The sequence below is a fragment of the Exiguobacterium qingdaonense genome (genome assembly GCF_018617855.1).
Classification (GTDB): Bacteria; Bacillota; Bacilli; order Exiguobacteriales; family Exiguobacteriaceae; genus Exiguobacterium; species Exiguobacterium qingdaonense.
Map to the genome: position 1 here is coordinate 43563 of NZ_JACSKY010000006.1, position 23635 is coordinate 67197.

A 23635-nucleotide genomic window follows, 5' to 3' on the forward strand; every position below is an offset into this window, starting at 1 on the left:
TATCGTGAATATTTTAACGCTCAATTGTCATGCCTGGTTAGAAGACCGTCAACAGGAGAAAATTGATGCCATCGTCGAACGGATCGCGAGCGAAGAGTACGACCTCATTGCGCTTCAAGAAGTCAATCAACATAAAGAAGCCCCTCTCATCTTGGAGAATATCCGTGAGAACAATTTTGCCCACGTCCTCGTCGAGCGCCTAAAAGAGGTAGACCTTCATTATCATATGACATGGGACTTTGCCCATTATGGATATGATATTTATGAGGAAGGAGTCGCCATCTTGTCACGTACACCATTCCTCTCGACAGAATCGTTCTTCGTCTCTAAGACAACGGACCCAAACAACTACAAATCGCGTAAAATTGTCAAAGCCGTGATTGAAGGAGTCGGGGCGCCGACGACCGTCTACTCATGTCATCTCGGATGGTGGCACGACGAAGAGGAACCGGTGAAGCATCAACTCGACGAACTGTTGCGGCGTGTCGAGCATGATGATCACGCCCTTTTACTCGGTGACTTCAATAACGATGCCTTCATCCGTGGAGAAGGATACGATTATTTGATGGACAACGGACTCCAGGACTTGTTCCATCTCGCAACGGAACGGGAAGGCGAAGCGACCGTTCAAGGGAAAATCGCAGGGTGGGATGAGAATAAAAAATCACTCCGCATCGACTTAATGTTGACGAACGCCCCGATTCACGTCTCTCGACATGCCGTCGTCTTCGATGGCGAGAACGGCCCCATCGTCTCTGACCACGCCGGTGTCGAAGCCACTGTGTTTTGGCGCTGATTCACCTTTTTCTTCCTCCATGGGAGAAAAGGGTTTTTCTTTTGGAGAAAATCTTGTAACGTGATAGAAGACTGATGTCTAACTACTAAAGATAAAATAGAAAGAAGGGTTTGCACATGAAGACGAGCTCGCTCAGTCGAAGCGACTGGACTCTAGTCTTATCCCTATCCTTATTGACGTTCGTTCTCGGAACGAGTGAATTCGTCATTGTTGGCATTTTACCTGATATCGCAAGCGGCTTATCGATTTCCATTGCGACAGCGGGGAGTCTCGTATCCGCATTCGCCATCAGCTTTGCCATTGGAACACCAATCACGATGTCTTTGACAAGCCATCTACCGAAACGTAAATTGATGCTTGGCTTGACGATTTTCTTCACTGTCCTGAACTTGTTGAGCAGTCTGGCACCGATGTATGAATGGCTCCTCGTCTTACGCATGCTGACGGCCGTTGCCACTGGTGTCTTGATTTCACTTGCCATGCTCGTCGCCAGCGAAAGTGTCCCTCCGGCAAAACGTGGTATCGCCGTATCCTTTATTTTTGGTGGATTCACGATGGCTAACGTGTTCGGTGTGCCGATTGGGACGCTGATCGGACAACGGACAGGCTGGGAATCAACATTCCTCTTGACGACCGTGCTCGGTGCGGTCGCCTGGATCGCCATCTACCGTGTCTTGCCAAACCAGTTGTCTCAAGACAAGGCATCACTCCGCGAACAGTTAGCATTACTGACGAACCCTCGCATCTTAATCGCCTTCTTGATTCCCGCGTTCGGTTTCGGAGCAACGTATGTTGGCTACACGTATCTCGTGCCTATTTTAAAAGATGTCCTCGGTGTTCCGATCGCTTGGGTCAGTCCGATTTTATTCGCCTACGGATTCATCTCGATTTTCAGTAATATCGCTGCCGGTAAGATTGCTAATCATAATCCGATCGGGCGCTTACGGTTCGTGTTTCTTGTCCAGGCGTTTGTCTTGGCTGCGCTATTCGTGACGACATCGAATGTGACGCTCGGTCTCCTTAATATCGCCCTCATGTCGTTCATGGCAATTTTATTGACGACATCGACTCAAATTTATTTGATCGATTTGGCGGAGAAGTTCAACCCGAACGCCAAAGGTCTCGCCTCGTCACTCATGCCGGTTGCGAGTAATGTCGGAATCGGGATCGGGTCCGCTCTCGGTGGTGTCGTCTATGCGACGAGCCCCATCATGACACTCGCTCTCGTCGGTGGACTTGTAGCCCTCGTGACAGCCGGGTTGACTGCGGTCAGTTATTCGCTTGACCGACGCTAAAACGTGTGCACCTCGATGAAGGTGCACACGCTTTTTCATAACCATTCAAGAATCGCTGATAGCACCTCGTCCAATTGCTCTTTTGATGTGAGCGGGCTTTCCTGATCTCCTGTTTGTGGACCATACATTCCAAAATTCGCATGGTTCCCACCTTCAATTTGTACGAACTGACTATCGTCAGGGAGGTCGCTTCGACTTGCTTCGATATCTTCCGGAACGGCGAGCCCATCCAATTCACCGGAAATCGATAACACGCGTAAGTCACTATCGACCATCGAGCTGATTGGATACGAGGCGAGGAAAATGACACCCTCCACCAGTTCCTGATGCTCAAGCGCGTACCCCGATGCAGCCGAACCTCCGAGCGAATGACCGGCCACGATCCAGCGTTCAATCTCCGGATGCGCCTCGATAATCGGGGCTGCTGCATCGATGTCTAAAATACCTAAGTTGAGACGAAGTGATGGAATGGCAACAAAGACCCCTTCTTCCGCTAATCGTGTTCCGTAATAGGCATACGCCTCTTTCTCGACTTTCGCCCCTGGATAAAGAATGACCCCAACCTCACTCGTCGTGTCTCCGAATTCGAGACGGTCGTCGACCACTGTCCCCTCTGTTGCATACTGCGTCGCTTCATCGGTCGGTCCATACGTGAATTGTGTCCAAATCAAAAATCCAGCTACCGCGATGACAAGTATTCCTATGATCGAGAGTGCAGCCCACTTGAAGAATTTCTTCATTATATAGCCTCCATTTGCATCCACTTCATCATAACGTTACACTAATAAGAAAAAGCATGATCAGGGGGACACCATGACCAAAAGCAATGTAACCACGACGATTCAGTGGTTTATTTTTATTTTAGCTACAAATATTGTACCACCACTTTCCATCGCCGCCTTGTTCGAACTGTCACCAAATGAGACGATGACCTTCATATCTCGCTCACTCTTCATCTTCGCACTCTTTAGCATCGTCCAGACGTTACTCGGTCATCGTCTTCCGATCCTTGAAGGACCCGCAGGCATATGGTGGGGTGTCTTCACCCTATACGCATCCATCGGTCCCGCTCTTTACGGAAGTCAGCAGGAAACGTTACAAGCGCTCGGATTTATGTTGTTCTTAAGCGGTGTCCTCGGTGTGTTGTTGACCGTCACCGGTATATTAAGAAGAATGCTATCCCTCTTTACACCACAAGTGCTCGGCGTCTATATGATTTTACTCGTCCTCCAGTTATCAGGGGCCGTCATTAAAGGTGGCTTCGGGGTGACGGAAGACGGGATCAACATTATTCAGGCCGTCGCGACGGCAGGTCTCGTCTTGTTTGCGCTCACGCTCGAGCAAAGCAGATTCAAACAATATGGACTCGTCATGACGTTACTCGTCGGGTTCGGTCTGTTCAATTTGCTCGATCTTGGGAATCCAGTCGTCCGTTCAGAATCGTTCTTCCTCGTACCAGACCTCCTTCCGTTCGGTAATTGGGTATGGGACTGGAACTTGTTGCCGACCGCGTTCGTCATCACGCTACTTCTCATGACGAATGTGCTCGCGAACATCAAGTTGATTGAGCGGATTATCAGTTCTCGTGAAAAACGAGAAGTGAAAGGGAATGTCCCCGCGTCCGGTGTCGTTAGTGGTGTCAGTCAAATCGTGGCTGGTCTGTTCGGGACACCGGGTCCTGTCGCCATCTCAGGGACGGCCGGATTCCTCTCTTCGACGGAGAGCGTCCAGCGCGCCCCTCATTTGATTGCCCATGCCCTCATGATGGGACTAGCGCTCATCGGTCCATTCGTTTCGTTGATTGCAAGCATTCCGGCTGCTGTCGGCTATGCGATCGTGACACCACTCATTGCGACGATGATGATTATCGGAATCAATGAGGCTGCCTTTGAATTAAAACAATCGACGGCTTCCCTCACGGTCGGACTTCCGCTCGTCATTGGTGCCGGGGCGATGCTCCTCCCGCCAGGTTCGATGAATGATTTGCCGCCGCTCCTTGCGACCGTCTTCTCTAACGGGCTCGTCCTCGGAACGATCGTCGCCTTGACGACAGCCATTTTGAGTAAAATCAAGGATTGAAAAAAAGAACTGGCCTATGGTCAGTTCTTTTCGCGTACATGCATATCGTATCGGGCGTCATGTGGTAACACGGCGCCTTCTTCTTGTTCAAAATGCGCACGGTCTTTAAAGTAACGAATCGATGACTTCGTATCGCGGTAGACAGCGCGCTGGAACGCCTGCTTCGCCGTGACAGCCGTACCATCATCATTTTTCAACTCGAGCCCCATCAATCTATACCCGATCGTCTGTCCGCCTCGACTCATTTGACAGGCTTCCATTGCATACGTGAGCAGTGTCGGTGTGACGACCGCATGTACGAACTCACTCTTCACTTTCTTTCTCACGATTAGTTCAACACCATAACTGACGAGCCCTGCGATGACACTATCAATCAAGACCGCTTTCGTTCGTTTCTTTGTCAATGGATTCATCGGCTCATCCTTTGCATCATCCCCGACGTCAACACTTCGATCCCTTCGCCCTCTTCAGACGCCATGATTAAGGCACGTGCGACGTGTAGCGCTTGAATCGGCGCGACTTCAGGTGTTTTCTCAAGTAAAAGTGACTGGAACGGTCGACTGACGACCTCGGCCGCCTTCTCTCCAAGTCGGAATGAATCACGCTCTCCGAGTAATAGAGACGGGCGCGCGATAATCAAGTGATGGAAGTTGAAGACGCGTAACGCGTTCTCGAGCTCCCCTTTGACGCGATTGTAAAAGAAGGATGAACGTAAAGACGCACCCTGTGCCGATACGACCACATAACGTGTCGCACCATGCGCCTTGGCGACACGAGCAACTTCAAGTGGCAATTCTAAATCGACTTGTTTGAATGCCTCCTGTGAACCGGCGACCGCAATCGTCGTACCGAGCGCACAGTACACGTCGTCGATGTGCGGAAGTGCCGCATCCATCTCTTCAAAACCAACGACTTCATGAAGCTTTGAATGACTCCATCGCTTTGAGCGACGGACGACAATCCAGACCGCATCATAACGGTCACTCTCTAACAACTGTTCAACCAATTCGCGGCCAATCAAGCCGGTCGCGCCTACGACAAGTGCAGTTTTCCCCATTCGTGACTCCTCCTAGACTACTGTTTCCTTCAGTCTAGCTGACTTGTCGTTCCTCGGCAATGATTGTCCTGGGACGGAAATGGTCCATCATGCGAAAGAAACCGTTCCGTGCGATGGAAGGAAATGATTCGACTGTTTCAATAATCAGATTGATGAGATAGGAGGAGACGGTGACATGTCCGATTTTTCCGAAACTGCTGTATACTGTAACTATTGGATATGAGAGAGGAGCCCTGCCCTTATGAAGTTATTCGTATTAGGCGCAACCGGTCGGACCGGACATCAGTTCATCGATCAAGCCATCGAGCACGGTCATGATGTCACCGCGTTCGTTCGTGAACAGAAAAAGCTGATTCGGACGCCACAACTCGAAATCATCGAAGGCGACTTATATGATGTCGACGCATTGACTGAAGCGATGCATGGTCACGATGCGGTCGTCAGTTGTCTCGGAACGGATTTGAGCGACCCAGACTTTTTAGCGAGTGTCACAGACAAGCTCGTCCCCGCGATGAAGGCGAACAAAGTTTCACGTATCATCTATCTCGCTTCAGCGGGAATCGACAATGAGATTCCGGGACTTGCCGGGAAGGCCGTTACGTTCATGCTTCGGAAACCCCTCCGCGATCATCGGGCGGCCGTTGACTTATGGCGAAATTCGTCATTCGACTATACGATCGTACGACCGATGCAATTGACGGACGGTCCTCGCACCTCGACGTATCGCACGGCCATCGACGAAGTACCAGAGAACGGGAAACACATCTCACGGGCAGACGTCGCCCAGTTCATGCTTCATACGATTGAAGAACAAGAACACGTACGAGAGTCAGTCGGACTGGCGTACTAATTTGATTGGATTCATGCTACAATATCGGGTAGTTTACTTTGAAAGGAACGAAAACGAATTATGAGTATATTAACGGTACAAAACTTGAGCCACGGCTTTGGTGACCGCGCGATTTTGAACGATGTCTCTTTCCGCCTCTTAAAAGGGGAGCACATCGGCCTCGTCGGAGCGAACGGTGAAGGAAAATCGACGTTCATGAACATCATCACACGCAAACTGCAACCGGATGAAGGGAAAATTGAATGGGCGAAAAACGTCCGTGTCGGTTACCTCGATCAACACGCGGTGCTTGAGCGCGGGATGACGATTCGGGACGTCTTGAAAGGCGCATTCCAATACTTGATCGACATGGAGACGCGCATCGGCAAACTCTACATGGAGATGGGCGACGCGACACCTGAACAGATGGAAGACATGCTCGCAGAAGTCGGTGAACTTCAAGAGACGCTCGACTCGAACGACTTTTACATCATCGATGCGAAAGTAGAAGAAGTCGCACGCGGTCTCGGCATTTTAGATGTCGGTCTCGACCGTGACGTCACGGATTTGTCAGGTGGACAGCGTACGAAAGTATTGCTCGCGAAGTTGCTTTTGGAGAAGCCAGATATCTTGCTCCTCGATGAGCCGACCAACTATTTGGATGAAGTGCATATCGAGTGGTTGAAACGCTATCTCCAAAACTATGACAATGCCTTCATCTTGATCTCACACGATATCCCGTTCTTAAATAGTGTCATCAACTTGGTCTACCATATGGAAAACCAAGAGTTGAACCGCTACGTCGGGGACTATGACAAGTTCATGGAAGTGTATGAGATGAAACGCTCCCAGCTTGAAGCCGCCTATAAGCGCCAACAAGCCGAGATCGCGGATTTGAAAGACTTCGTCGCCCGAAACAAGGCGCGCGTGTCGACACGAAATATGGCGATGTCTCGTCAGAAGAAACTCGATAAGATGGATGTCATCGAATTGAGTGCGGAGCGTCCGAAACCGGAATTCCGCTTCTTGCAGGCCCGTACGTCGGGACGACTCATCTTTGATGCGAAAGGTCTCGTCATCGGATACGACGAGCCGCTCTCACGTCCGCTCGACCTTCAGATGGAGCGCGGTCAAAAAATCGCCCTCGTCGGAGCGAACGGAATCGGGAAGACGACGCTCTTAAAGAGCTTACTCGGATTGATCAATCCGCTTGAAGGAACAGTCGAACGCGGTGAGTTTCTTGAAATGGGTTACTTCGAACAGGAAGCGGCAACGAGCAACAACACATGTATCGAAGAGATTTGGAGTGAGTTCCCGTCACTTAACCAACAGCAAGTGCGCGCGATGCTCGCGAAGTGTGGACTCATGACGAAGCATATTGAAAGTAAAATCTCTGTCCTCAGTGGTGGTGAAAAGGCGAAAGTCCGCCTCTGCAAACTCTTAAACAACGAAACGAACTTGCTCTTACTCGATGAGCCGACGAACCACTTGGACGTCGACGCGAAGGAAGAGTTGAAGCGTGCGTTGAAAGAGTACAAAGGAAGCGTCCTCCTCATCAGTCACGAACCAGAATTCTATGAGGATATCGTCACAGATGTCTGGAACTGTGAGTCGTGGACGACGAAAGTATTCTAATTCAGTAAAGGACGTGTCGTATGGCTGGCCCAATTCAAACGAATGAACGGATTATCTTGTATGACATTATCCGAGGGTTTGCCCTCTGCGGCATTTTCCTCGTCAATATCCCGAGTATGCTCGGGAGCGACTGGATGTTCGGTCGCCCTGACTATGCGGGGAGCGATCTATTCGTCCGGACACTCTTCGACTTGTTCGTCCAGACGAAGTTTTATACGATTTTCTCCCTTCTATTCGGGATCGGCTTTTCGATTTTCCTCGAGCGTTCTTACGCTCGTGGCGAATCGATCAGTCGTTACATACGCCGGATTTTGATTCTCTTCTTGTTCGGTCTCGCGCACTTGGCGATTTGGTCAGGAGATATCCTCCATACGTACGCCATGTGGGGCTTGTTGCTTCCCCTCTTTTACGGATTGAGCAACCGCGCCATTCTGGCGTGGGCGTGGGGATTACTGATTGGGAGTTTCTTCTTGTTTTATGGATCATCGGCGCTTGTAGAATGGGCAAATGGGGGTGACTTCAATAGCGGGGCCCCATTCCCGACACCCTATAATATGGGATTCGGTACTTGGTTCGACTACCGTCTACAAATTGAGATATTCACTGCCATGTCGAATTCACTCCTTGTGGGCATTGAAATTTTAAGCTTGTTCTTGTTCGGTCTTTATATTGGACGCGAACGAAAGCTTCTCACATGGTCGATTCAAGGACTAACTCGAACTGCGATAATATGTGCCCTGTTCACCTTGCCATTTTTCGGGATCATCATCTGGCACCATTACGGTCAAGGCGAGGCATATTACTGGGTAAATCTCGTTGCCGTTCTCGTTTCCGGAAAGCTACTCGCTACGACATACGTCTGTCTGTTCACCATCGCCGTTCGAAAAGGTCGCACGTTCGCCCCGCTTCAAGCGCTCGGACGAATGGCACTCACGAACTATTTGACACATACGTTGATCATTGTCTTGCCAGTGATCGCACTCGGGGCGTACGGGACGCTTTCATTAACCGAAGGTCTATTCCTCAGCATCGCCATTTTGATTGCCCAATCGTTCTTCTCGATGTGGTGGCTAAAAGATCACCGTTATGGACCGTTTGAGAAACTATGGCGTCTCGGAACATACGGACGCCAAACGAAATCGTCTTAAGATCGGACTTTATTGTCCGGTCTTTTTTCAAACAAAAACTGCAGACGTATGAACGTCTGCAGTTCCGCTCGAGGCCACGGCTTCGAGTTTTTATTTTGTCGCGGCTTCAGTCAAGAATGGCACGATTTGCTTCTTACGTGAGACGACGCCAGGAAGTGTCGCCAATCCGTTTTGAAGAGTCACGTTGAACGCTTGTTCGAAGAGTTCTGGTTTTGGTCCAACGACGATAGCTTCCGAATCGTTCGTCAAAATGTTCGTGATGGCGAATACGAACAAATCCAAGTTTTTTGCTGCAACCGTGTTGGCAATCGCGGCTTCGACTTCTTCTTTACGGTTCAAGACATCATTCGCATCGACCGTGTTCACCTGTGCGATTTCGACACGATAGTCCCCCATCGCAAACTCCTTCGAATCGAGTGAGATGAGCTCTTCAATCGTTTTTTGACTGAGGTCCGCACCCGCTTTGAGCATCTCGAGACCGTATGTTTCCGCATCGACGCCAGCGATTTCAGCAAGTTCTTTCGCCGCTTTGATATCCTCGTCCGTACATGTCGGCGATTTGAAGAGAAGCGAGTCCGAGATGATGGCTGAAAGCATCAAACCAGCCATGTCCGCTGCGATGTCGATGCTATGCTCTTTATACAACTTCAACAAGATCGTCGCCGTACATCCGACTGGCTCCGCACGATAGTAGAGCGGGTCTGCCGTTTGAAAGTTCGCGATGCGGTGGTGGTCGATGACCTCAAGGATTCGCACGTCTTCAATGCCATCCGCACTTTGCTGGAATTCGTTATGGTCGACTAAGATGACTTCTTCTGCCTCGCCTTTCACGCTTTCAATCAAACGTGGTGCTTTCACGCGGAAGTGATCGAGCGCATATTGCGTTTCCCCGTTCACTTCACCGAGACGGACCGCTTCTGCGTCCATCCCTAATTTCTTTTTCAACTCGGCATAGGCGAGTGCTGATGTGATCGTGTCGGTATCTGGATTTTTATGTCCGAAGACTAGTACTGTACTCATATCTCATTCTCCTCACTAAATAGTTTTCCCTTATCCATTATAACGTCCACGGCATTTCTTTCAATTCCCAAACAAAAAGAGCCATGTCGGCTCTTATGATTGTTCGTCTTCATCTGTCTCCTCGAGGTCGGAATGATCTCCTTTTGAATCCTCTTCGTGGGAGATATCCGGTTGATCTCGTTTTAACTTCTCTTTCTCTTCTTGTTCACGCTTTTCTTTGTCTGACATATTACGTCATCCTTTCGAAAATCTGACTTGTCGTAATCTGTTCCCCAAGCTAGATTTCACGAAACGACATTTCATCAAACGTAAACAAACTGAAACGTCAGGCCTGTACGAAGACGATTTCTTCTCCGCGGAGCTCGACTTTCACGTCTTGCCCCTGGAACAACCACTCATCTTGTTCCGCCACGACGAAACGAATGCCGTCTTCTTCTGTCTCAACAGCCGCATTGCTCACGTCTTCCGTGATGACCCCGACGGAGAAACCGTGTGTCAAGTCTGTTGAACCCCCGTATTTTGCAAACAAACGAACCGTTTGGCCCGCTTCGACTTCCATCTCTTGTTTGAACCATTGGAGCGCTTCTTCTGTTACTTGAATCTTCATAACATCTCCTCCTCTCGACTACTCCTTTCATTCTAAACGTTTCAAAAGAGTCGAGCGAGGAAGTTGCCTAAAGTGTTGTGCCAACTTGATAGCTCACCGTCATGCCATGCGTTTCCGGTTGAGCCCCGTTCATCTCGGCGAGCGTCGTTTCAAATAAGCGTCGCCCGATTTTTTCATTCGGTGAGAGCATCGTCGACAGTCCGAACGCATGACCGATTGGATGCCCGTCAAACCCTAGCATGGCGACTTCTTCAGGGATGGCGATATGCCTTCTTTGCATCTCTCCTAAAAATCCGAGGGCGACATAATCAGACGAGAAAAAGAGCGCTCGAGGACGCTCTTTTTGTGAGAGGAACGTTTCAGCTAACCGAATGCCGTCCTCGCTCGTCAAATAACCGGTCCAAATCCATTGCTGACGCGCATGCGCTACTTCATCGAAATAGGCTTGCTGACGCGCAAGGGAACTGGGACTATGGCTTCTTGACAAGATGATTCCAATCTCTTCATATCCGTGTTCCTGTAACACACGAATACCTGATATGAACGACGCGTAATGATCAACATGAATCGACGAAATTGTCTCCGGTGCGCCGACAGTCGCCACAGCGATTGGTCCATAGGCGCGATACGTCTCCATTTCCTTAAAGGACATCTCGTGGGACAAAACAATCGCCCCATCGACTTCGCGATGTTTCAATAAATCGAGCGCTTGCCGTTCTTCATTCAGTTTATATTCCGTTTGCCACATGACGAGTCGGTAGTTATGCTCGAGCGCCGCCTTGGCGAGTCCATTAACGAAGAAACCGTAATACGGATGATCCATGTACGGCAAGATAACGACGATTCGTTGTGTCTTTCCTGTTGACAACGTCAACGCCTGTTGATTCCGCAAATACCCGAGCTCCTTCATCGCTTCATGGACACGGACCCGCTTTTCTTTCGATACGTACGGATGCTCGTTCAAGACGCGCGAGACCGTCGTCACCGAAACGTCAGCGTGCTTTGCGATATCTCGAATGTTTGCCATTCGTCTCACCTCAACTTGTCAGTCTTTGCATATAGTGTACCCACTCTGCTTGCTGACTGTCACCTCTTTCGACGACTTGACAACGAATCGCCTGAACGAGGCGGAAGCGCTCTTCTATCGGTAAATGGAGAAACTCTTCACGAAAACGGGTACACAACATCTTTCCAAACGGTGTATACAACTGATTGATGACGAGCTCGTATACGATTCCACTGCACCATGTCTTCCACGTTGTCGATTTCATATCGGTTCCCCTCCCTTTGTCTATACCGTATCTTCTGAAACGCGTTTCAGAGCAAGCATCATTTTAAAAAAAGTTTATTTCCGAACATTATTTATTCTTAACTTCCATTTTTCACGTTTTTTACTCAAAACAATTGACGGGAATTAAACAATTTTGTATAGTCATCAAGTTGATAACGTTAATTTAAACATTTTTATTAATTAATGTTCGGAAATAGACCGAAATAAGGAGTTTTATCGATGAATATCTTTCAACTGAAACAACATGGAACGAATGTTAAACAGGAAGTGACCGCCGGAATCACAACGTTCGTCACGATGGCGTACATCTCTGTCGTCAACCCGGCTATCCTTTCTGATGCTGGGATCCCGTTCGCTCAAGCATTCACGGCAACAATCATCGCCATCCTCATCGGGACAGGCTTGATGGCGTTTTATGCGAACTTACCGATTGCGGTGGCGCCAGGGATGGGGCTCAACGCATTCTTCGCTTACACGCTTGTCGCCCAAGAGCAGATTGCCCCGTCCGCCGCGCTCGGCGTCGTGTTCGTCTCGTCCGTCTTCTTTTTGATTTTGTCGCTCTCACCGATTCGGACAAAACTGATTCAAGCAATACCGACTTCGTTGAAGCATGCCATCACGACCGGAATCGGTCTTTTCATCGCTTCACTTGGATTAAAGTTATCAGGCTTGATCGTTGCCGATGAAGCGAACTTGGTACGTCTCGGTGACGTGTCCTCGCCAGAAGTACTCCTTGTACTCGGTGGTTTGATCGTCTCGGCACTTCTCTTCTCACGCAACGTACCCGGTTCTTTACTTATTGGGATGGTACTCACCGGGATTGTGGCGTACTTCATGGACATCTTACAAATCGACGGCGTCACGGCGATGCCGACGCTTCCGGAAGGGCTCATGGTCAACCCTGTGACGGCATTTAGTGACGTCATTCAATATGGTTTGTTCGGGGCTGTCCTCTCGTTCTTCCTCGTCACATTGTTCGATACGACAGGTACGCTAGTCGGTGTCGGAAAACAGGCGGGGCTCTTAAAAGAAGATGGAACAATCGAAAACGGTCACCGTGCACTCTTTGCCGATTCGCTTGCCACAATGGGTGGATCGCTCGTCGGAACGAGTCCGTCTACGGCATACATCGAGTCTGCCGCCGGTGTCGCCCAAGGTGGACGTACAGGTCTCACGACGGCCATCGTCGCTGGATTGTTCGGATTGACACTTTTCTTCAGCCCGCTCATCGGCGCGATTTCTGGCGTCGCGGCGATCACGGCTCCCGCCCTCATCATCGTCGGTGCACTCATGTTGACGAATGTCCGGTACATCGACTGGAGCGATTTTAGCGAATACTTCCCAGCATTCATGACGATTTTGATTATGCCATTGTCAGGCAGCATCGAACGCGGAATCGCATTCGGATTCATCCTATACCCAATCTTCAAAGCGATGAACAAAGAGACGGTTCACCCGCTCATCTACTTGTTCGCCGCACTCTTCATCTTGGAAATGTTCTTCCTATGAGTTAGACAGAAGATCCTTGTCATGTGACGAGGATTTTTTTCTGTTATACATGCTCCTTACCTGTTTCATATCAGAAAAGAGATGAATATCGCTTCAATGAGATACGTTATCAATTAGACAGTATTTTACAAATAAATCAGTTTTTCTCCCCATTTTTCTGTAATTTTTCTACTCATTGTGAAATAATGACGTTGAAATCGCTATCATGAGAAGAAAGAAGGAATGGTTATGCCGAATGTGGCTCTATTCGTTACGTGTTTGTCCGATACGTTATTTCCATCTGTCGGACAAGCGACAGTCGAACTACTCGAACATTTAGGGTGTGATGTGACTTTCCCGTTTGAACAGACTTGCTGCGGGCAACCCGCTTACAATAGTGGCTATCATGAGGAGACAAAAAAAATTGCCAAACACATGATTGAAACGTTCGAGAAGACGGATGCAGAGTATATCGTCGGACCATCGGGATCGTGTGTCATGATGATGCGCGACTATCCGCATTTGTTTCAAGATGATCCGGTGTGGGGCCCCCGCGCAGAAGCGCTTGCCGCCAAAACGTTCGAACTGACGCAGTTCATCGTCGATGTGCTCGAAGTTTCCGATGTCGGTGCCAAGTTTCCCGCTACAGCGACCTATCACGCGTCTTGCCATATGACCCGCCTGCTCGGAATCGAAGCGGCTCCCGGAAAGTTACTCGGAAATGTCGATGGACTGACGATGGTCCCCCTCGCGAACGTACATAACTGTTGTGGGTTCGGCGGGACATTCTCCGTCAAAATGCCAGACGTGTCGGTGCAGATGGTAGATGAAAAAGTCGAATCGATTTTGCAATCAGGCGCAGAGGTGTTGATTGGAGCGGATGCGTCATGCCTGATGAACATCGGCGGACGTCTTCATAAACAGGGACATCCAATTAAAGTGATGCATATCGCCGAAGTCTTAAATGAAGGGGTGAAGCAAGCATGAGCATGGGGATTCGGTTAGATGAGAAGTTTCAGGACCGTCGGAAAGACGGGATTGAGGATGCGTTTATGCGTCAAGCCGTCAGTTCGGCTCAAAACCGGCTACGGGATGGACGGTTGCATGCTGCGGGCGAACTCGGGGACTGGGAAGCGTTTCGCAATCATTCGGAAGAAATTCGTCAGCATGTGCTTGAACATTTGGACTATTACTTATATCAATTGAGCGAAAATGTCTCAAAACGTGGCGGGAGCGTCTTTTTCGCAGAGACACCAGAAGAGGCGAATCGCTACATTCGGGAGGTCGTTCGCTCGAAACAAGCCAAACATGTCGTGAAATCGAAATCGATGGTCACGGAAGAAATCGGATTGAACGAGGCACTTCAGGAAGAAGGTTGCACCGTCGTCGAATCCGACCTCGGGGAATGGATTTTGCAACTCGATGAAGACCCACCGTCCCACATCGTCGCCCCGGCCCTGCATAAAGATCGAGACGCTGTACACGAGACGTTCACTGCTCATGGATATACCGGTTCAAATGATCCGACTGAACTTGGTCGTTATGCGCGTCAAGAGCTGCGCAAAGACTTTTTGAAGGCAGAAGTCGGGATCACCGGCTGTAATTTCGCCATCGCGGAGAGCGGGGCCGTCGGGCTTGTGACGAATGAAGGGAACGGACGCATGGTGACGTCGCTTCCTGACACGGTCATCTCTGTCATGGGGATGGAACGGGTCGTCCCGTCCTATGAAGAGTTCGAGGTGCTCGTCAATATGTTATGCCGAAGTGCCGTCGGTCAGCGACTTACGTCATACATCACGACATTCGCCGGAACACGCACGGCCGGTGAAGTCGATGGACCAGAAGAATTCCACCTCGTCATCGTCGACAATAAACGTTCCGGCATTCTCGGGACACAGTTCCAATCGGTTTTGCAATGTATCCGCTGCGCGGCCTGTATCAACGTTTGTCCCGTCTACCGTCATATCGGTGGTCATGCGTACGGGTCAATCTACCCGGGTCCGATTGGTGCCGTCTTGGCTCCGCTTCTTGACGGATACGAGAACTATAAAGAACTCCCTTACGCGTCGAGTCTCTGTGGTGCCTGTACCGAAGCGTGTCCCGTAAAGATTCCGCTACACGAGCTGTTGATCGAACATCGCCGTGTCATCGTAGAGGAGAAAAAACAATCGCCTTTTGTGGAACGGATCGCGATGAAAGGATTTGCCGTCACGTCATCAAGTCCGTTCTTGTTCGAAGCAGCGGAACACGTTGCACCGTTTGCGACATCGCCATTCGCCACATCCGGACAAATCGAAAAAGGACTGCCTGCTTGGACGGATTCAAAAGATTTGCCGCAACCAAATAAACAGACTGTCCGAGATTGGTTCAAGAAACGGGGGAACGCATGATGAATCCTGGTACGATCACAAACCGTGAAGATTTTTTACAACGCATCGCCAAACAATTTGGTCGTGAAGTCGACCTCACGCCACCAAAGCGGGAGTATACACATCGTCCGCAAGACGAGGTGTTGAAAGGCGCGAGCGAAGAAGAGCTACTTGAAACGTTTCGTATGGTCGCCACCCGAATTCATACCGACTTGGTGGAATGTGAATCTGCGAATCTTGATGATACGCTCCGCCTTTTGATTGAGCGTTATGATGGAACACGGATTCTCGCAGAAAACGATGAGCGAATTTCCGCTTGGGCACCTTCAACGAGCGAGACGTTCGTTTGGTGGGATTCAACAAAACCAGAAACGAGTCGAGAACTCGCCGCCCGTGCTGACATCGGGATCACGATTGCGGATGCGGCGTTTGCGGAAAGTGCGACAATCGCCCAATATGCGAAGCCTGGTAAATCACGGACGATCAGTCTGTTACCACAAGACCATATTGCCATCATCCCGAAATCTGTCCTCGTTCCACGTATGACGCAAACCGCACAACAACTTGCTGCACTCGACCGAGACGGTCTCCATTCCCCGAACGGTGTCAATTTCATCTCCGGTCCGTCGAATTCGGCCGACATCGAGATGAACCTGATCGTCGGTGTGCATGGGCCTGTTCGAGTCGCCTATGTTTTAGTGCATGACCTATAAGTACAGCCCCTCCATCATTGACGGAGGGGCTGTGTTTATTTCGATACAGTGACGCTTCCGTTCGAGCTTGTCAATTTCACGTCAATCGACCCGTCTCCAAATACACATTCTTTTGACCGTTCCCCGAACACATCGACTTTTCCATTTCGTGATTTTGCTCGAATGGTGACATCTTTTGGATACTCATCAACGTGCAAGTCAATCTTTCCATTGTTCGTCTTCAAACGAATCGGTGCCTCGATTGCTTGAACGATACAGTCAATTCGTCCGTTCGAGGTTTTGGCATCGATTGCACCCGTAACGTGATCGACGTCGATTCGGCCGTTCGATGAATGAATGTTGATATGGTCTAACAGAGAGCGTTTCGCTTCGACACGACCATTCGAGGAATGGAGTTCCCAATCGTGACCGTGACAGCTTGACGCGAGAACGTTCCCGTTCGAGGTACGCAGGACGCCATGTTTCGCCTGAATCTGATGCGCAATGATTCGACCGTTCTCACTCTCCACATGCAATCGCTCCGTTCGAAGGTTTTGTACATCACTTGAACCGTGACTATTCTTCAGGTGAATCTGATGATAGGCGTGATGTGGTAACTCGACCCGAAGCATCGGCGCTTTCGAGCCGAACCATGAGAACAGGTCGGAGAGACCGAAGCGACGCTCCGATTCGATTCGGATCTCTAGCGTATCTCCAACGATATCCATCATCACCCCATGCTCTGTCTCGGTTTCGAGCGTTGCGTAAGCATAGCCATCTTGAGAGGGTGTGACGAATACTTGCGCGTTTTGTACTTGAATCAAGACACTTTGGAAAGCGACGGCCGAACTTTTGACAACCGCAGGCGACCGTGTCGAATCCAATCCTTCAACATCGACAGAGGCGAGCAGTTCTGAGGCGAGGACGCTCGGTTCGCCTAGCTCGCGTGCCATCTCCTCGTCACTTCTCCCTTCCAAACGACCGCTCGTGAAATATTCAGACACGTCTCGTAAAATATCAAGACGGTCTTTCACTTTCACGTTCATCAACAATTGTTCGAGCTCTGACAAGTATTGTTCTTCATTCATCTGTCTTCTCCCCCTCGGATTAAGTCATTGACGCCGGTCGTGAATACGTTCCATTCCGCTCGCAGTTCAGTCAAATGTGTCCGACCTTGTTCCGTGATCTGATAGTATTTCCGTGGCGGACCTTCCCCGGACTCGGTCAGATAGGTCGTAAAATAACCTTCCGTTGTCAGTCGACGCAACAACGGATAAACTGCCCCTTCTGAAATCGACACCTTTGCCGAAATCGCTTGGACGAGTTCGTAGCCGTAGCGATCACGTTCCGCTACGAGCGCCAACACACACAGGTTCAACACTCCTTTTTTAAATTGAGGATTCATCCTCCCACCCCCTACTATACATAAGATAATAGCACATCGAATACTACTGTTCAATAAACAATAGTTATATTTGTCTGATTTCTCAATAGATAGCATCTGAAGAGTTGAATCTGTACAATGAAAGAATGACACTCGTAGATAAAAGTCACAGTCGGAATGTTCATCATTCTAGGAAGGAATGGCCTTTATGAAGTCGTGGATTGACCAGCGGATCGGAAGACAATTTTTATCCGTCTTCTACTTATTTATTGGACTGATCCTCCTTACATCTCTAATCGTATATGTATATACAGAAAATCAAATTGAACAGACGACGTCATCGCTCGAGAGCATTAGTGAACGGCGCACGAACGCGACCGAGTTGTTTGAGACGTGGCAGTCCATGCAATATGAAATGCGCGGATATGTCCTTCTCGGAGACGAAGCGTTGTTAAATCGTGTGCAAGACAAACAAGTTTTGATTGACGAACAGACGACTTGGTTTGAACAAAACGCCGTGACGGACAAGGAGCAAACGTATGCGAACGATGCCCGTACGCTGTTTGTTGCTTATCAAGAGCGCGTCATGCCTAGCCTCGAACGCTATGTAGAAGGAAAACGGGACGGAAGTGTGACCGAACCATTCTTGAAGATGCCGACACTCGGTAAAGTGAATCCGCAAGAAGAACCGCCTGCAGACCGAAAGTTTAAGATCAATTCGAAAAGTGCGGCGGATATGAGTGCGAGCATCGTTGATATGGAGAGCGTCTTCACGGAATATCGAAACTCGCTGAACGCAGAAGAGGATGCGCTTCGCGCTCAACTTACGACGCATACGAAGTGGGCGCAGGCCCTTTGGCTCCTCTCCTTACTCGGGGTCCTCTTCATCCTCTTCATCGTCGCCCGTCCATATGTAAGACGCTTGACGGGACAACTTCAAGAGTTGATTGAAAACAGTAAGCGTCTTGCCGGAGAGAGACAACCGGTCACGCCAGCAGCCGTCCAGTCTAAAAACGAGGTCGGTCAATTGACGACGTCTTTCCGTCAAATGGCGACATCTCTTACGACACAACGCTATCGAATCGAGGAAGAGCGTGAGAAAACCGCACGCCTCCTTCACTCGATTCGTGATGCCGTCATCTATGTGGAGCATGCAACAAGTGAAAAAGTGGCGAACCAAGCATTGTTCGTCCTATTCAACCAACCGATCACGAAACGAAATGAAGTCGACTTATATCGTTTAGACACGAGTCTTGAAGAACTTGGGTTGCAGGTCGACCAAAAGGATGATTTCTTTGCGTTTATGGAACGCTCCTTCGATGGACAGTGCAAAGAAGAGAGCGTCACCTTCTCGATGAATCAGGAAGAGCGCTTCATTCAAATGTATGCGGAGAAGATTTACTTGAGGGGAACACGCCATGGCACGATGCTCGTCTTCCGTGATGTGACACATGAGACGGAAGTCGACCGTTTGAAAACCGAACTCGTTTCGACCGTCTCTCATGAGCTCCGGACTCCACTTACGAGTATTATCGGATTTACGGAACTTCTTCGTTTCCGTAAACTATCCGCTGAACGTTCCGAAAAATATTTAGGAATGATTCATCAAGAAACATTGCGTCTTGAGGAATTAATTTCGAATTTACTCGATGTCCAACGCATGGAGGCCGGCAAGCAGACGTATCATAACGAACGTGAGCACTTGATTGATATTCTTAAGCAAACCGTCACAGTGTATCAAGGAGCGAGTCAACATCATCACATTGTGTTTGATTATCAAGAAGAGCTTTATGTGTACGGAGACCGGACGCGACTGAATCAACTCTTCACGAATTTGTTACACAATGCGGTCAAATATTCCCCGAGTGGTGGCGAAATCCACATTCGTGTAGTCAGTGACCGACCGGATTGGATCGATATCTCGATAGAAGATTATGGAATCGGAATTCCTCAGACGGCGCTTCCGAAACTGTTCGACAAGTTTTACCGCGTCGACAACTCGGCAAGCCGAAAAATCGGAGGGACGGGTCTCGGGCTCGCCATCTGTAAAGAGATTGCAGAAGGTCATGGCGGGACAATCCACGCCACATCGAGCATCGGCAAAGGCTCAACCTTCACCGTCAGTCTTCCAAAAATGGATGTCACGAGTCAGATGAGTAGCTAAACAACAAGAGGGTGCGATGCCGCACCCTCTTGTTTACTGTACTTTATTCTCTGGACCAAATGATGGATAAAGTGACAGGCCACCATCCGCAAAGATTGTCGTGCCTGTCACATATGAGGACTCATCTGAAGCGAGCCAAGCAGCGACGGCAGCGATTTGCTCTGGCTTCCCAATCGCATGAGATGGAATGAGCGCCTCTAACCCTTCTTTCTCTTCTGGGTCGTTCATCGTCTCTTCATTGATTGGCGTATCGATTGCCCCAGGTGCGATCGCATTGACGCGAATGTGATTCGGCGCATATTCGAGTGCGACTGATTTTGTAAACATTTTTACGCCGCCCTTACTTGCCGCGTAATGTGTATAACCCGGACGTGGGATGACTTCGTGAACAGAAGACATGTTGATGATATTGCCTTCGATTCCGTTCTCAACAAAATATCTCAAGGCGGCACGGACACCAAGGAACGTCCCGTTCAAGTTGACGTCGATAATGTTCTTCCAATTGTCGAATTCCATTTCATGTGTTTTTGCCTCGACTTGAACACCGGCATTGTTGACGAAGATATCCATCTTGCCGAACTCAGCAATCGCTTTCTCAATCATTTTCTCCACGAGACCTTCTTCAGAGACGTCTCCTTTCACGGCGACCGCTTTTCCGCCACCTGCTTCGATGCCACGGATGACTTCTTCCATCTCTTTTTCACTGCTACGATAATTTAGGACAACATTCATCCCTTCTCTTGCGTAACGCTCGCCAATCGCTCGACCAAGCCCCTTTGAACTTCCTGTGACGACAGCGACTTTGCCTTTTAGTTCCGGATAGTTTGCCATATGAATTCCTCCTTCATCTTCTCGTGTTCAGTTCCCGCATTCTCCTCTTTATCAAACATGATTGTCTGCATTTTGAATAATTGAAACAAATCAACTATACTGAAACAAACTATTCGTTTTCAGGAACAGCCTGAAAGACGTTTGATTCTATAATCAATGGAGGTGACTCCCCGATTTTTGGGGGAATTGTTGGACAGTCCCATGTTACTAAGCTTATTCATCGTTGCGCTCTTAATCTTCTTCACCGCCTTTTTTGTGGCAGCCGAATTTTCCATCGTGAAAGTGCGCGGTGCCCGACTCGACCAGCTCGTGCTCGAAGGAAATAAAAAAGCAGTCAGTGCGAAAAAAGTGATTGAGAACATCGACGACTCACTTTCTGCTTCTCAGTTCGGAATCACGCTCTCCGCGCTCGGACTTGGATGGATCGGCGCCGATCAAATTGAAAAATATATTCATACATTGGTCGAACAGCTAAACTTATCTTCTTCTCTCGTGACATTTTTGTCGTTTCTGATTGCATTCTTACTGATTGCATTCCTACACGTCGTCATCGGTGAGTTGGTGCCAAAAACGCTAGCGGTTCACGAGGCTGAAAAAATAACGCTCCTCGTTGCACGACCGCTTTATGTGTTTACAAAAATCTTTTATCCGTTCATTCGCGTCTTGAACAGTATGGCGCGATTTACACTTCGTTTATTCGGGGTGCAGACGACGGCCCAGGAGACGGCTCATTCAGAAGAAGAATTGAAAATTATCATGACGGAAAGTTTTCGTAGTGGTGAAATTAATGAAAATGAATTGGCGTATGTACAAAACATCTTTTCTTTTGATGAACGCGTCGCCAAAGATGCCATGGTCCCACGAATGAACATGGTCACAATCGATGAAGAAGATACGATTGAAGAGATCATTTCAGTCGTCGAAGAGCACCAGTATACACGCTATCCGGTCACACGAGATGGCGACCGGGACGATGTGCTCGGGTTTGTGAATGCGAAACAACTTTTCACCGCCCAACTCTCAAAAAATGACGCTCCATTCGAGTCGTTCATCCATCAATTACCGCTCGTCACTGAGTTCACGCCGCTCCAAGAAGCAATGGTGAAAATGCAGAATGCGCAGACGATGATGTGCCTCGTCATCGATGAGTATGGCGGTACTGCCGGCCTTTTGACAATTGAGGACATTTTAGAAGAAATCGTCGGTGAAATTCGCGACGAGTTCGACCGGGATGAACAGGCAGAGATTACAGAGATTGCCCCGAAACACTATCGTCTTTCCGGACTTGTGTTGACACAAGAACTCGAAGAACGTTTCGGCATCGAAATCGAGGATGACGTCGATACGGTCGGCGGGTTTGTCTTGTCGCAAAAAGCGAATGCCCGGACAGGTGAGCGCTTCACGTTGCCTGGCAACCATGAACTGATTGTCAGCGAAGTCGATAACCACCGCATCGTTTTCGTAGACCTCATTTTAGCGTCTTATAAAGAAGAAGAACCGTTATCCGAATGACCCTTTCACCCGCCCTTCTCCAAAGATTGGAGAAGGGTTTTTCATCTATGAACCGAACTGTCGCTATATTTTCGACTCTTGCCGTGATATACTGCACATATGTTGCTTATTTGGGTGTGATTCACTCAATGACACAACATCACCGAAACATGGCGAGATGTTCGGTTTAAACAGAAAGTAAATAGAAAGAAGGTTACGCATGGAACGCAAACTATTTTTGATTGACGGTAACTCCATGCTGGCCAGTGCTTACTATGGTGCCGCCGCGAGCCGAACGAAAAAAGGACGCGAGGTATCCAAAAACGATCGGAGTGCCGTCATCGGAATGACCGGCCTCATTCGGACGATTTTACGCAGACATCGTCCGACTCATTTTGTCGTCGTCTGGGACGTCTCACGTGAAACATTATGGCGTCGAGAACTGTACCCGGGCTATAAACGCCGCAGACGTCAAACACCGCCTGAATTGAAAGCACAGATGGAGCTCATGCGCCAATTGCTTGAAGATAGTGGAATCCCACAATTTCAAGTGGAAGGGTATGAAGGGGAAGACTTGATCGCCCACATCGCGCGTAAATTCAGCTGCAGTGCCCCTGTGGTCATCATGACAAAAGATAAAGACTTGTTACAGCTTGTCAGTCCACGAATCACGGTTTGGTTGCAGACGCAGGAGCTTCAGCAAATGCAGGCTCGCTGTGATATTCGTGATAACCGTCCGTTACCGCTCAAGCGTCATCTAGAAATTCGACCAGAAGAGATTGCGGCGTTATACGAAGGGTTGAAACCGAAGCAACTGTCAGCCGTTAAAGCGTTGACGGGAGACCGTTCTGACGGAATCCCTCCAGTCGCCGGGCTAGACGAAAACCAATCAGTCCAACTGATCAAGCGATTCGGTTCGCTCGATAAGCTGTATTCTGCCTTGAGCATCAAAGGTGACAAACGACAACAAGTAAATGAAACGATCGCGGCACTGACGTCAGAGGAGGTGCCCCGTAACTTGAGACGAACACGCAAAAAAGCAGAGCGCAACATGGAGCTCGTTCGTCTTGATGTCACGGTGCCGGCACTTGAACATTTGAAACTGGCTCATCTCGAGCTCAGTCTCAACCCGAAGCGAGTCGAGCAAGCGTATCAAAAACGCGGAATTCGTGTCTCGTTTAACGCAAGTCAGAAAAAAGTATCCGCACGTTAAAGAACGGACGCCCTCAAGCGTCCGTTCTTTTGTATAAAGGAAGCGAGAAACATCTCATTTTTCTTCATCAATCAACAGGTAATTCCCGTCAAGTCGACCGTCCTCACAAAAGTCAGTGCAACATGGTATAGTGATTTCAATGATTCCAGAATGTTTGATTTTCTTCATGACACTCGACAGGTCACATCCCCTGCTCAGTGTAAGCTAGTATCATGCCAAAGTGACCCGCTCAGTTGTCCACATGTG

The 23635-nt window shown here is 49.1% G+C and carries 24 protein-coding genes; 13 read left to right on the top strand and 11 right to left on the bottom strand.

Annotation, left to right across the window (positions count from 1 at the left end; translation table 11 throughout):
- The first annotated feature begins 4 nt into the window (after window positions 1-4).
- The gene (locus KNP00_RS08535) at window positions 5-796 is read left to right on the top strand and encodes an endonuclease/exonuclease/phosphatase family protein (RefSeq protein ID WP_215144167.1); all 792 of its coding nucleotides are present in this window, start codon (window positions 5-7) and stop codon (window positions 794-796) included.
- A 116-nt stretch (window positions 797-912) separates the two neighbouring features.
- Window positions 913-2091, top strand: a complete 1179-nt coding sequence (locus KNP00_RS08540; RefSeq protein ID WP_215144169.1) for an MFS transporter — start codon at window positions 913-915, stop codon at window positions 2089-2091.
- A 35-nt stretch (window positions 2092-2126) separates the two neighbouring features.
- On the opposite strand, the gene KNP00_RS08545 is transcribed toward KNP00_RS08540, so the two are convergent.
- On the bottom strand, window positions 2127-2831 hold the full coding sequence (locus KNP00_RS08545; protein ID WP_215144171.1) for an alpha/beta hydrolase: 705 nt from the start codon (window positions 2829-2831) through the stop codon (window positions 2127-2129).
- Between the two features lie 73 nt (window positions 2832-2904).
- Between KNP00_RS08545 and KNP00_RS08550 the strand changes: the two genes are divergently transcribed.
- Window positions 2905-4170 carry a purine/pyrimidine permease gene (locus KNP00_RS08550; RefSeq protein ID WP_215144173.1) on the top strand — a complete coding sequence of 422 codons (1266 nt, stop codon included), beginning with the start codon at window positions 2905-2907 and terminating at the stop codon, window positions 4168-4170.
- 20 nt (window positions 4171-4190) lie between these two features.
- Here the strand turns inward: KNP00_RS08550 and KNP00_RS08555 are convergent, their stop codons facing one another.
- On the bottom strand, window positions 4191-4583 hold the full coding sequence (locus KNP00_RS08555) for an RDD family protein (RefSeq protein WP_215144175.1): 393 nt from the start codon (window positions 4581-4583) through the stop codon (window positions 4191-4193).
- Entirely contained in the window at window positions 4580-5227 is a 648-nt protein-coding gene (locus KNP00_RS08560; RefSeq protein ID WP_215144177.1) for an NAD(P)H-binding protein, read from the bottom strand. The genes KNP00_RS08555 and KNP00_RS08560 overlap by 4 nt, the downstream gene beginning before the upstream one ends.
- Window positions 5228-5468: 241 nt before the next feature.
- Between KNP00_RS08560 and KNP00_RS08565 the strand changes: the two genes are divergently transcribed.
- Genes KNP00_RS08565 through KNP00_RS08575 form a run of 3 tightly spaced genes read left to right on the top strand, consistent with a single transcriptional unit; the run spans window position 5469 to window position 8839 of the window.
- Window positions 5469-6077, top strand: a complete 609-nt coding sequence (locus tag KNP00_RS08565; RefSeq protein ID WP_215144179.1) for an NAD(P)-dependent oxidoreductase — start codon at window positions 5469-5471, stop codon at window positions 6075-6077.
- A gap of 60 nt (window positions 6078-6137) precedes the next feature.
- The gene (locus KNP00_RS08570) at window positions 6138-7691 is read left to right on the top strand and encodes an ABC-F family ATP-binding cassette domain-containing protein (RefSeq protein ID WP_215144181.1); all 1554 of its coding nucleotides are present in this window, start codon (window positions 6138-6140) and stop codon (window positions 7689-7691) included.
- 20 nt (window positions 7692-7711) lie between these two features.
- Window positions 7712-8839, top strand: coding sequence for a DUF418 domain-containing protein (locus tag KNP00_RS08575; RefSeq protein WP_215144183.1), 1128 nt, complete (start codon window positions 7712-7714; stop codon window positions 8837-8839).
- Between the two features lie 90 nt (window positions 8840-8929).
- Here the strand turns inward: KNP00_RS08575 and KNP00_RS08580 are convergent, their stop codons facing one another.
- From KNP00_RS08580 to KNP00_RS08595, 5 genes are all read right to left on the bottom strand, one after another.
- Complete coding sequence (locus KNP00_RS08580) at window positions 8930-9859, bottom strand: manganese-dependent inorganic pyrophosphatase (RefSeq protein ID WP_215144189.1); 930 nt, start codon at window positions 9857-9859, stop codon at window positions 8930-8932.
- 93 nt (window positions 9860-9952) lie between these two features.
- Window positions 9953-10087, bottom strand: a complete 135-nt coding sequence (locus KNP00_RS14300; RefSeq protein ID WP_256441184.1) for a hypothetical protein — start codon at window positions 10085-10087, stop codon at window positions 9953-9955.
- Between the two features lie 97 nt (window positions 10088-10184).
- Window positions 10185-10466, bottom strand: coding sequence for a HesB/YadR/YfhF family protein (locus KNP00_RS08585; protein ID WP_215144192.1), 282 nt, complete (start codon window positions 10464-10466; stop codon window positions 10185-10187).
- A 67-nt stretch (window positions 10467-10533) separates the two neighbouring features.
- Window positions 10534-11493: a LacI family DNA-binding transcriptional regulator gene (locus tag KNP00_RS08590; RefSeq protein ID WP_215144194.1), complete on the bottom strand. Its 960-nt coding sequence runs from the start codon at window positions 11491-11493 to the stop codon at window positions 10534-10536.
- A gap of 10 nt (window positions 11494-11503) precedes the next feature.
- The gene (locus KNP00_RS08595; protein ID WP_215144196.1) at window positions 11504-11737 is read right to left on the bottom strand and encodes a hypothetical protein; all 234 of its coding nucleotides are present in this window, start codon (window positions 11735-11737) and stop codon (window positions 11504-11506) included.
- Window positions 11738-11982: 245 nt separating this feature from the next.
- On the opposite strand from KNP00_RS08595, the gene KNP00_RS08600 reads away from it, so the two are divergent.
- The 4 genes from KNP00_RS08600 to KNP00_RS08615 all read left to right on the top strand — a co-directional run bounded on the left by KNP00_RS08600 (window position 11983) and on the right by KNP00_RS08615 (window position 16327).
- Window positions 11983-13266, top strand: coding sequence for an NCS2 family permease (locus KNP00_RS08600; protein WP_215144368.1), 1284 nt, complete (start codon window positions 11983-11985; stop codon window positions 13264-13266).
- 228 nt (window positions 13267-13494) lie between these two features.
- On the top strand, window positions 13495-14232 hold the full coding sequence (locus KNP00_RS08605) for a (Fe-S)-binding protein (protein WP_215144198.1): 738 nt from the start codon (window positions 13495-13497) through the stop codon (window positions 14230-14232).
- A 2-nt stretch (window positions 14233-14234) separates the two neighbouring features.
- Window positions 14235-15635 carry a LutB/LldF family L-lactate oxidation iron-sulfur protein gene (locus KNP00_RS08610; protein ID WP_276312659.1) on the top strand — a complete coding sequence of 467 codons (1401 nt, stop codon included), beginning with the start codon at window positions 14235-14237 and terminating at the stop codon, window positions 15633-15635.
- Window positions 15635-16327, top strand: coding sequence for a LutC/YkgG family protein (locus KNP00_RS08615; protein WP_215144201.1), 693 nt, complete (start codon window positions 15635-15637; stop codon window positions 16325-16327). The genes KNP00_RS08610 and KNP00_RS08615 overlap by 1 nt, the downstream gene beginning before the upstream one ends.
- Before the next feature lie 35 nt (window positions 16328-16362).
- Here KNP00_RS08615 and KNP00_RS08620 read toward each other — a convergent pair whose 3' ends face one another.
- The gene (locus tag KNP00_RS08620; protein ID WP_215144203.1) at window positions 16363-17394 is read right to left on the bottom strand and encodes a DUF4097 family beta strand repeat-containing protein; all 1032 of its coding nucleotides are present in this window, start codon (window positions 17392-17394) and stop codon (window positions 16363-16365) included.
- Window positions 17391-17711, bottom strand: coding sequence for a PadR family transcriptional regulator (locus KNP00_RS08625; protein ID WP_215144205.1), 321 nt, complete (start codon window positions 17709-17711; stop codon window positions 17391-17393). Before KNP00_RS08625 ends, KNP00_RS08620 begins: the two co-directional genes overlap by 4 nt.
- A 187-nt stretch (window positions 17712-17898) precedes the next feature.
- On the opposite strand from KNP00_RS08625, the gene KNP00_RS08630 reads away from it, so the two are divergent.
- Window positions 17899-19854 (top strand): HAMP domain-containing sensor histidine kinase, encoded by a 1956-nt coding sequence (locus tag KNP00_RS08630; RefSeq protein ID WP_215144207.1) that lies wholly within the window; start codon window positions 17899-17901, stop codon window positions 19852-19854.
- A gap of 33 nt (window positions 19855-19887) precedes the next feature.
- Here KNP00_RS08630 and KNP00_RS08635 read toward each other — a convergent pair whose 3' ends face one another.
- Window positions 19888-20685 (bottom strand): glucose 1-dehydrogenase, encoded by a 798-nt coding sequence (locus KNP00_RS08635; RefSeq protein ID WP_215144208.1) that lies wholly within the window; start codon window positions 20683-20685, stop codon window positions 19888-19890.
- A 189-nt stretch (window positions 20686-20874) separates the two neighbouring features.
- Between KNP00_RS08635 and KNP00_RS08640 the strand changes: the two genes are divergently transcribed.
- Window positions 20875-22197, top strand: coding sequence for a hemolysin family protein (locus KNP00_RS08640; RefSeq protein ID WP_240542802.1), 1323 nt, complete (start codon window positions 20875-20877; stop codon window positions 22195-22197).
- Window positions 22198-22396: 199 nt separating this feature from the next.
- On the top strand, window positions 22397-23389 hold the full coding sequence (locus tag KNP00_RS08645; protein ID WP_215144210.1) for a 5'-3' exonuclease: 993 nt from the start codon (window positions 22397-22399) through the stop codon (window positions 23387-23389).
- Window positions 23390-23635: the final 246 nt, after the last annotated feature.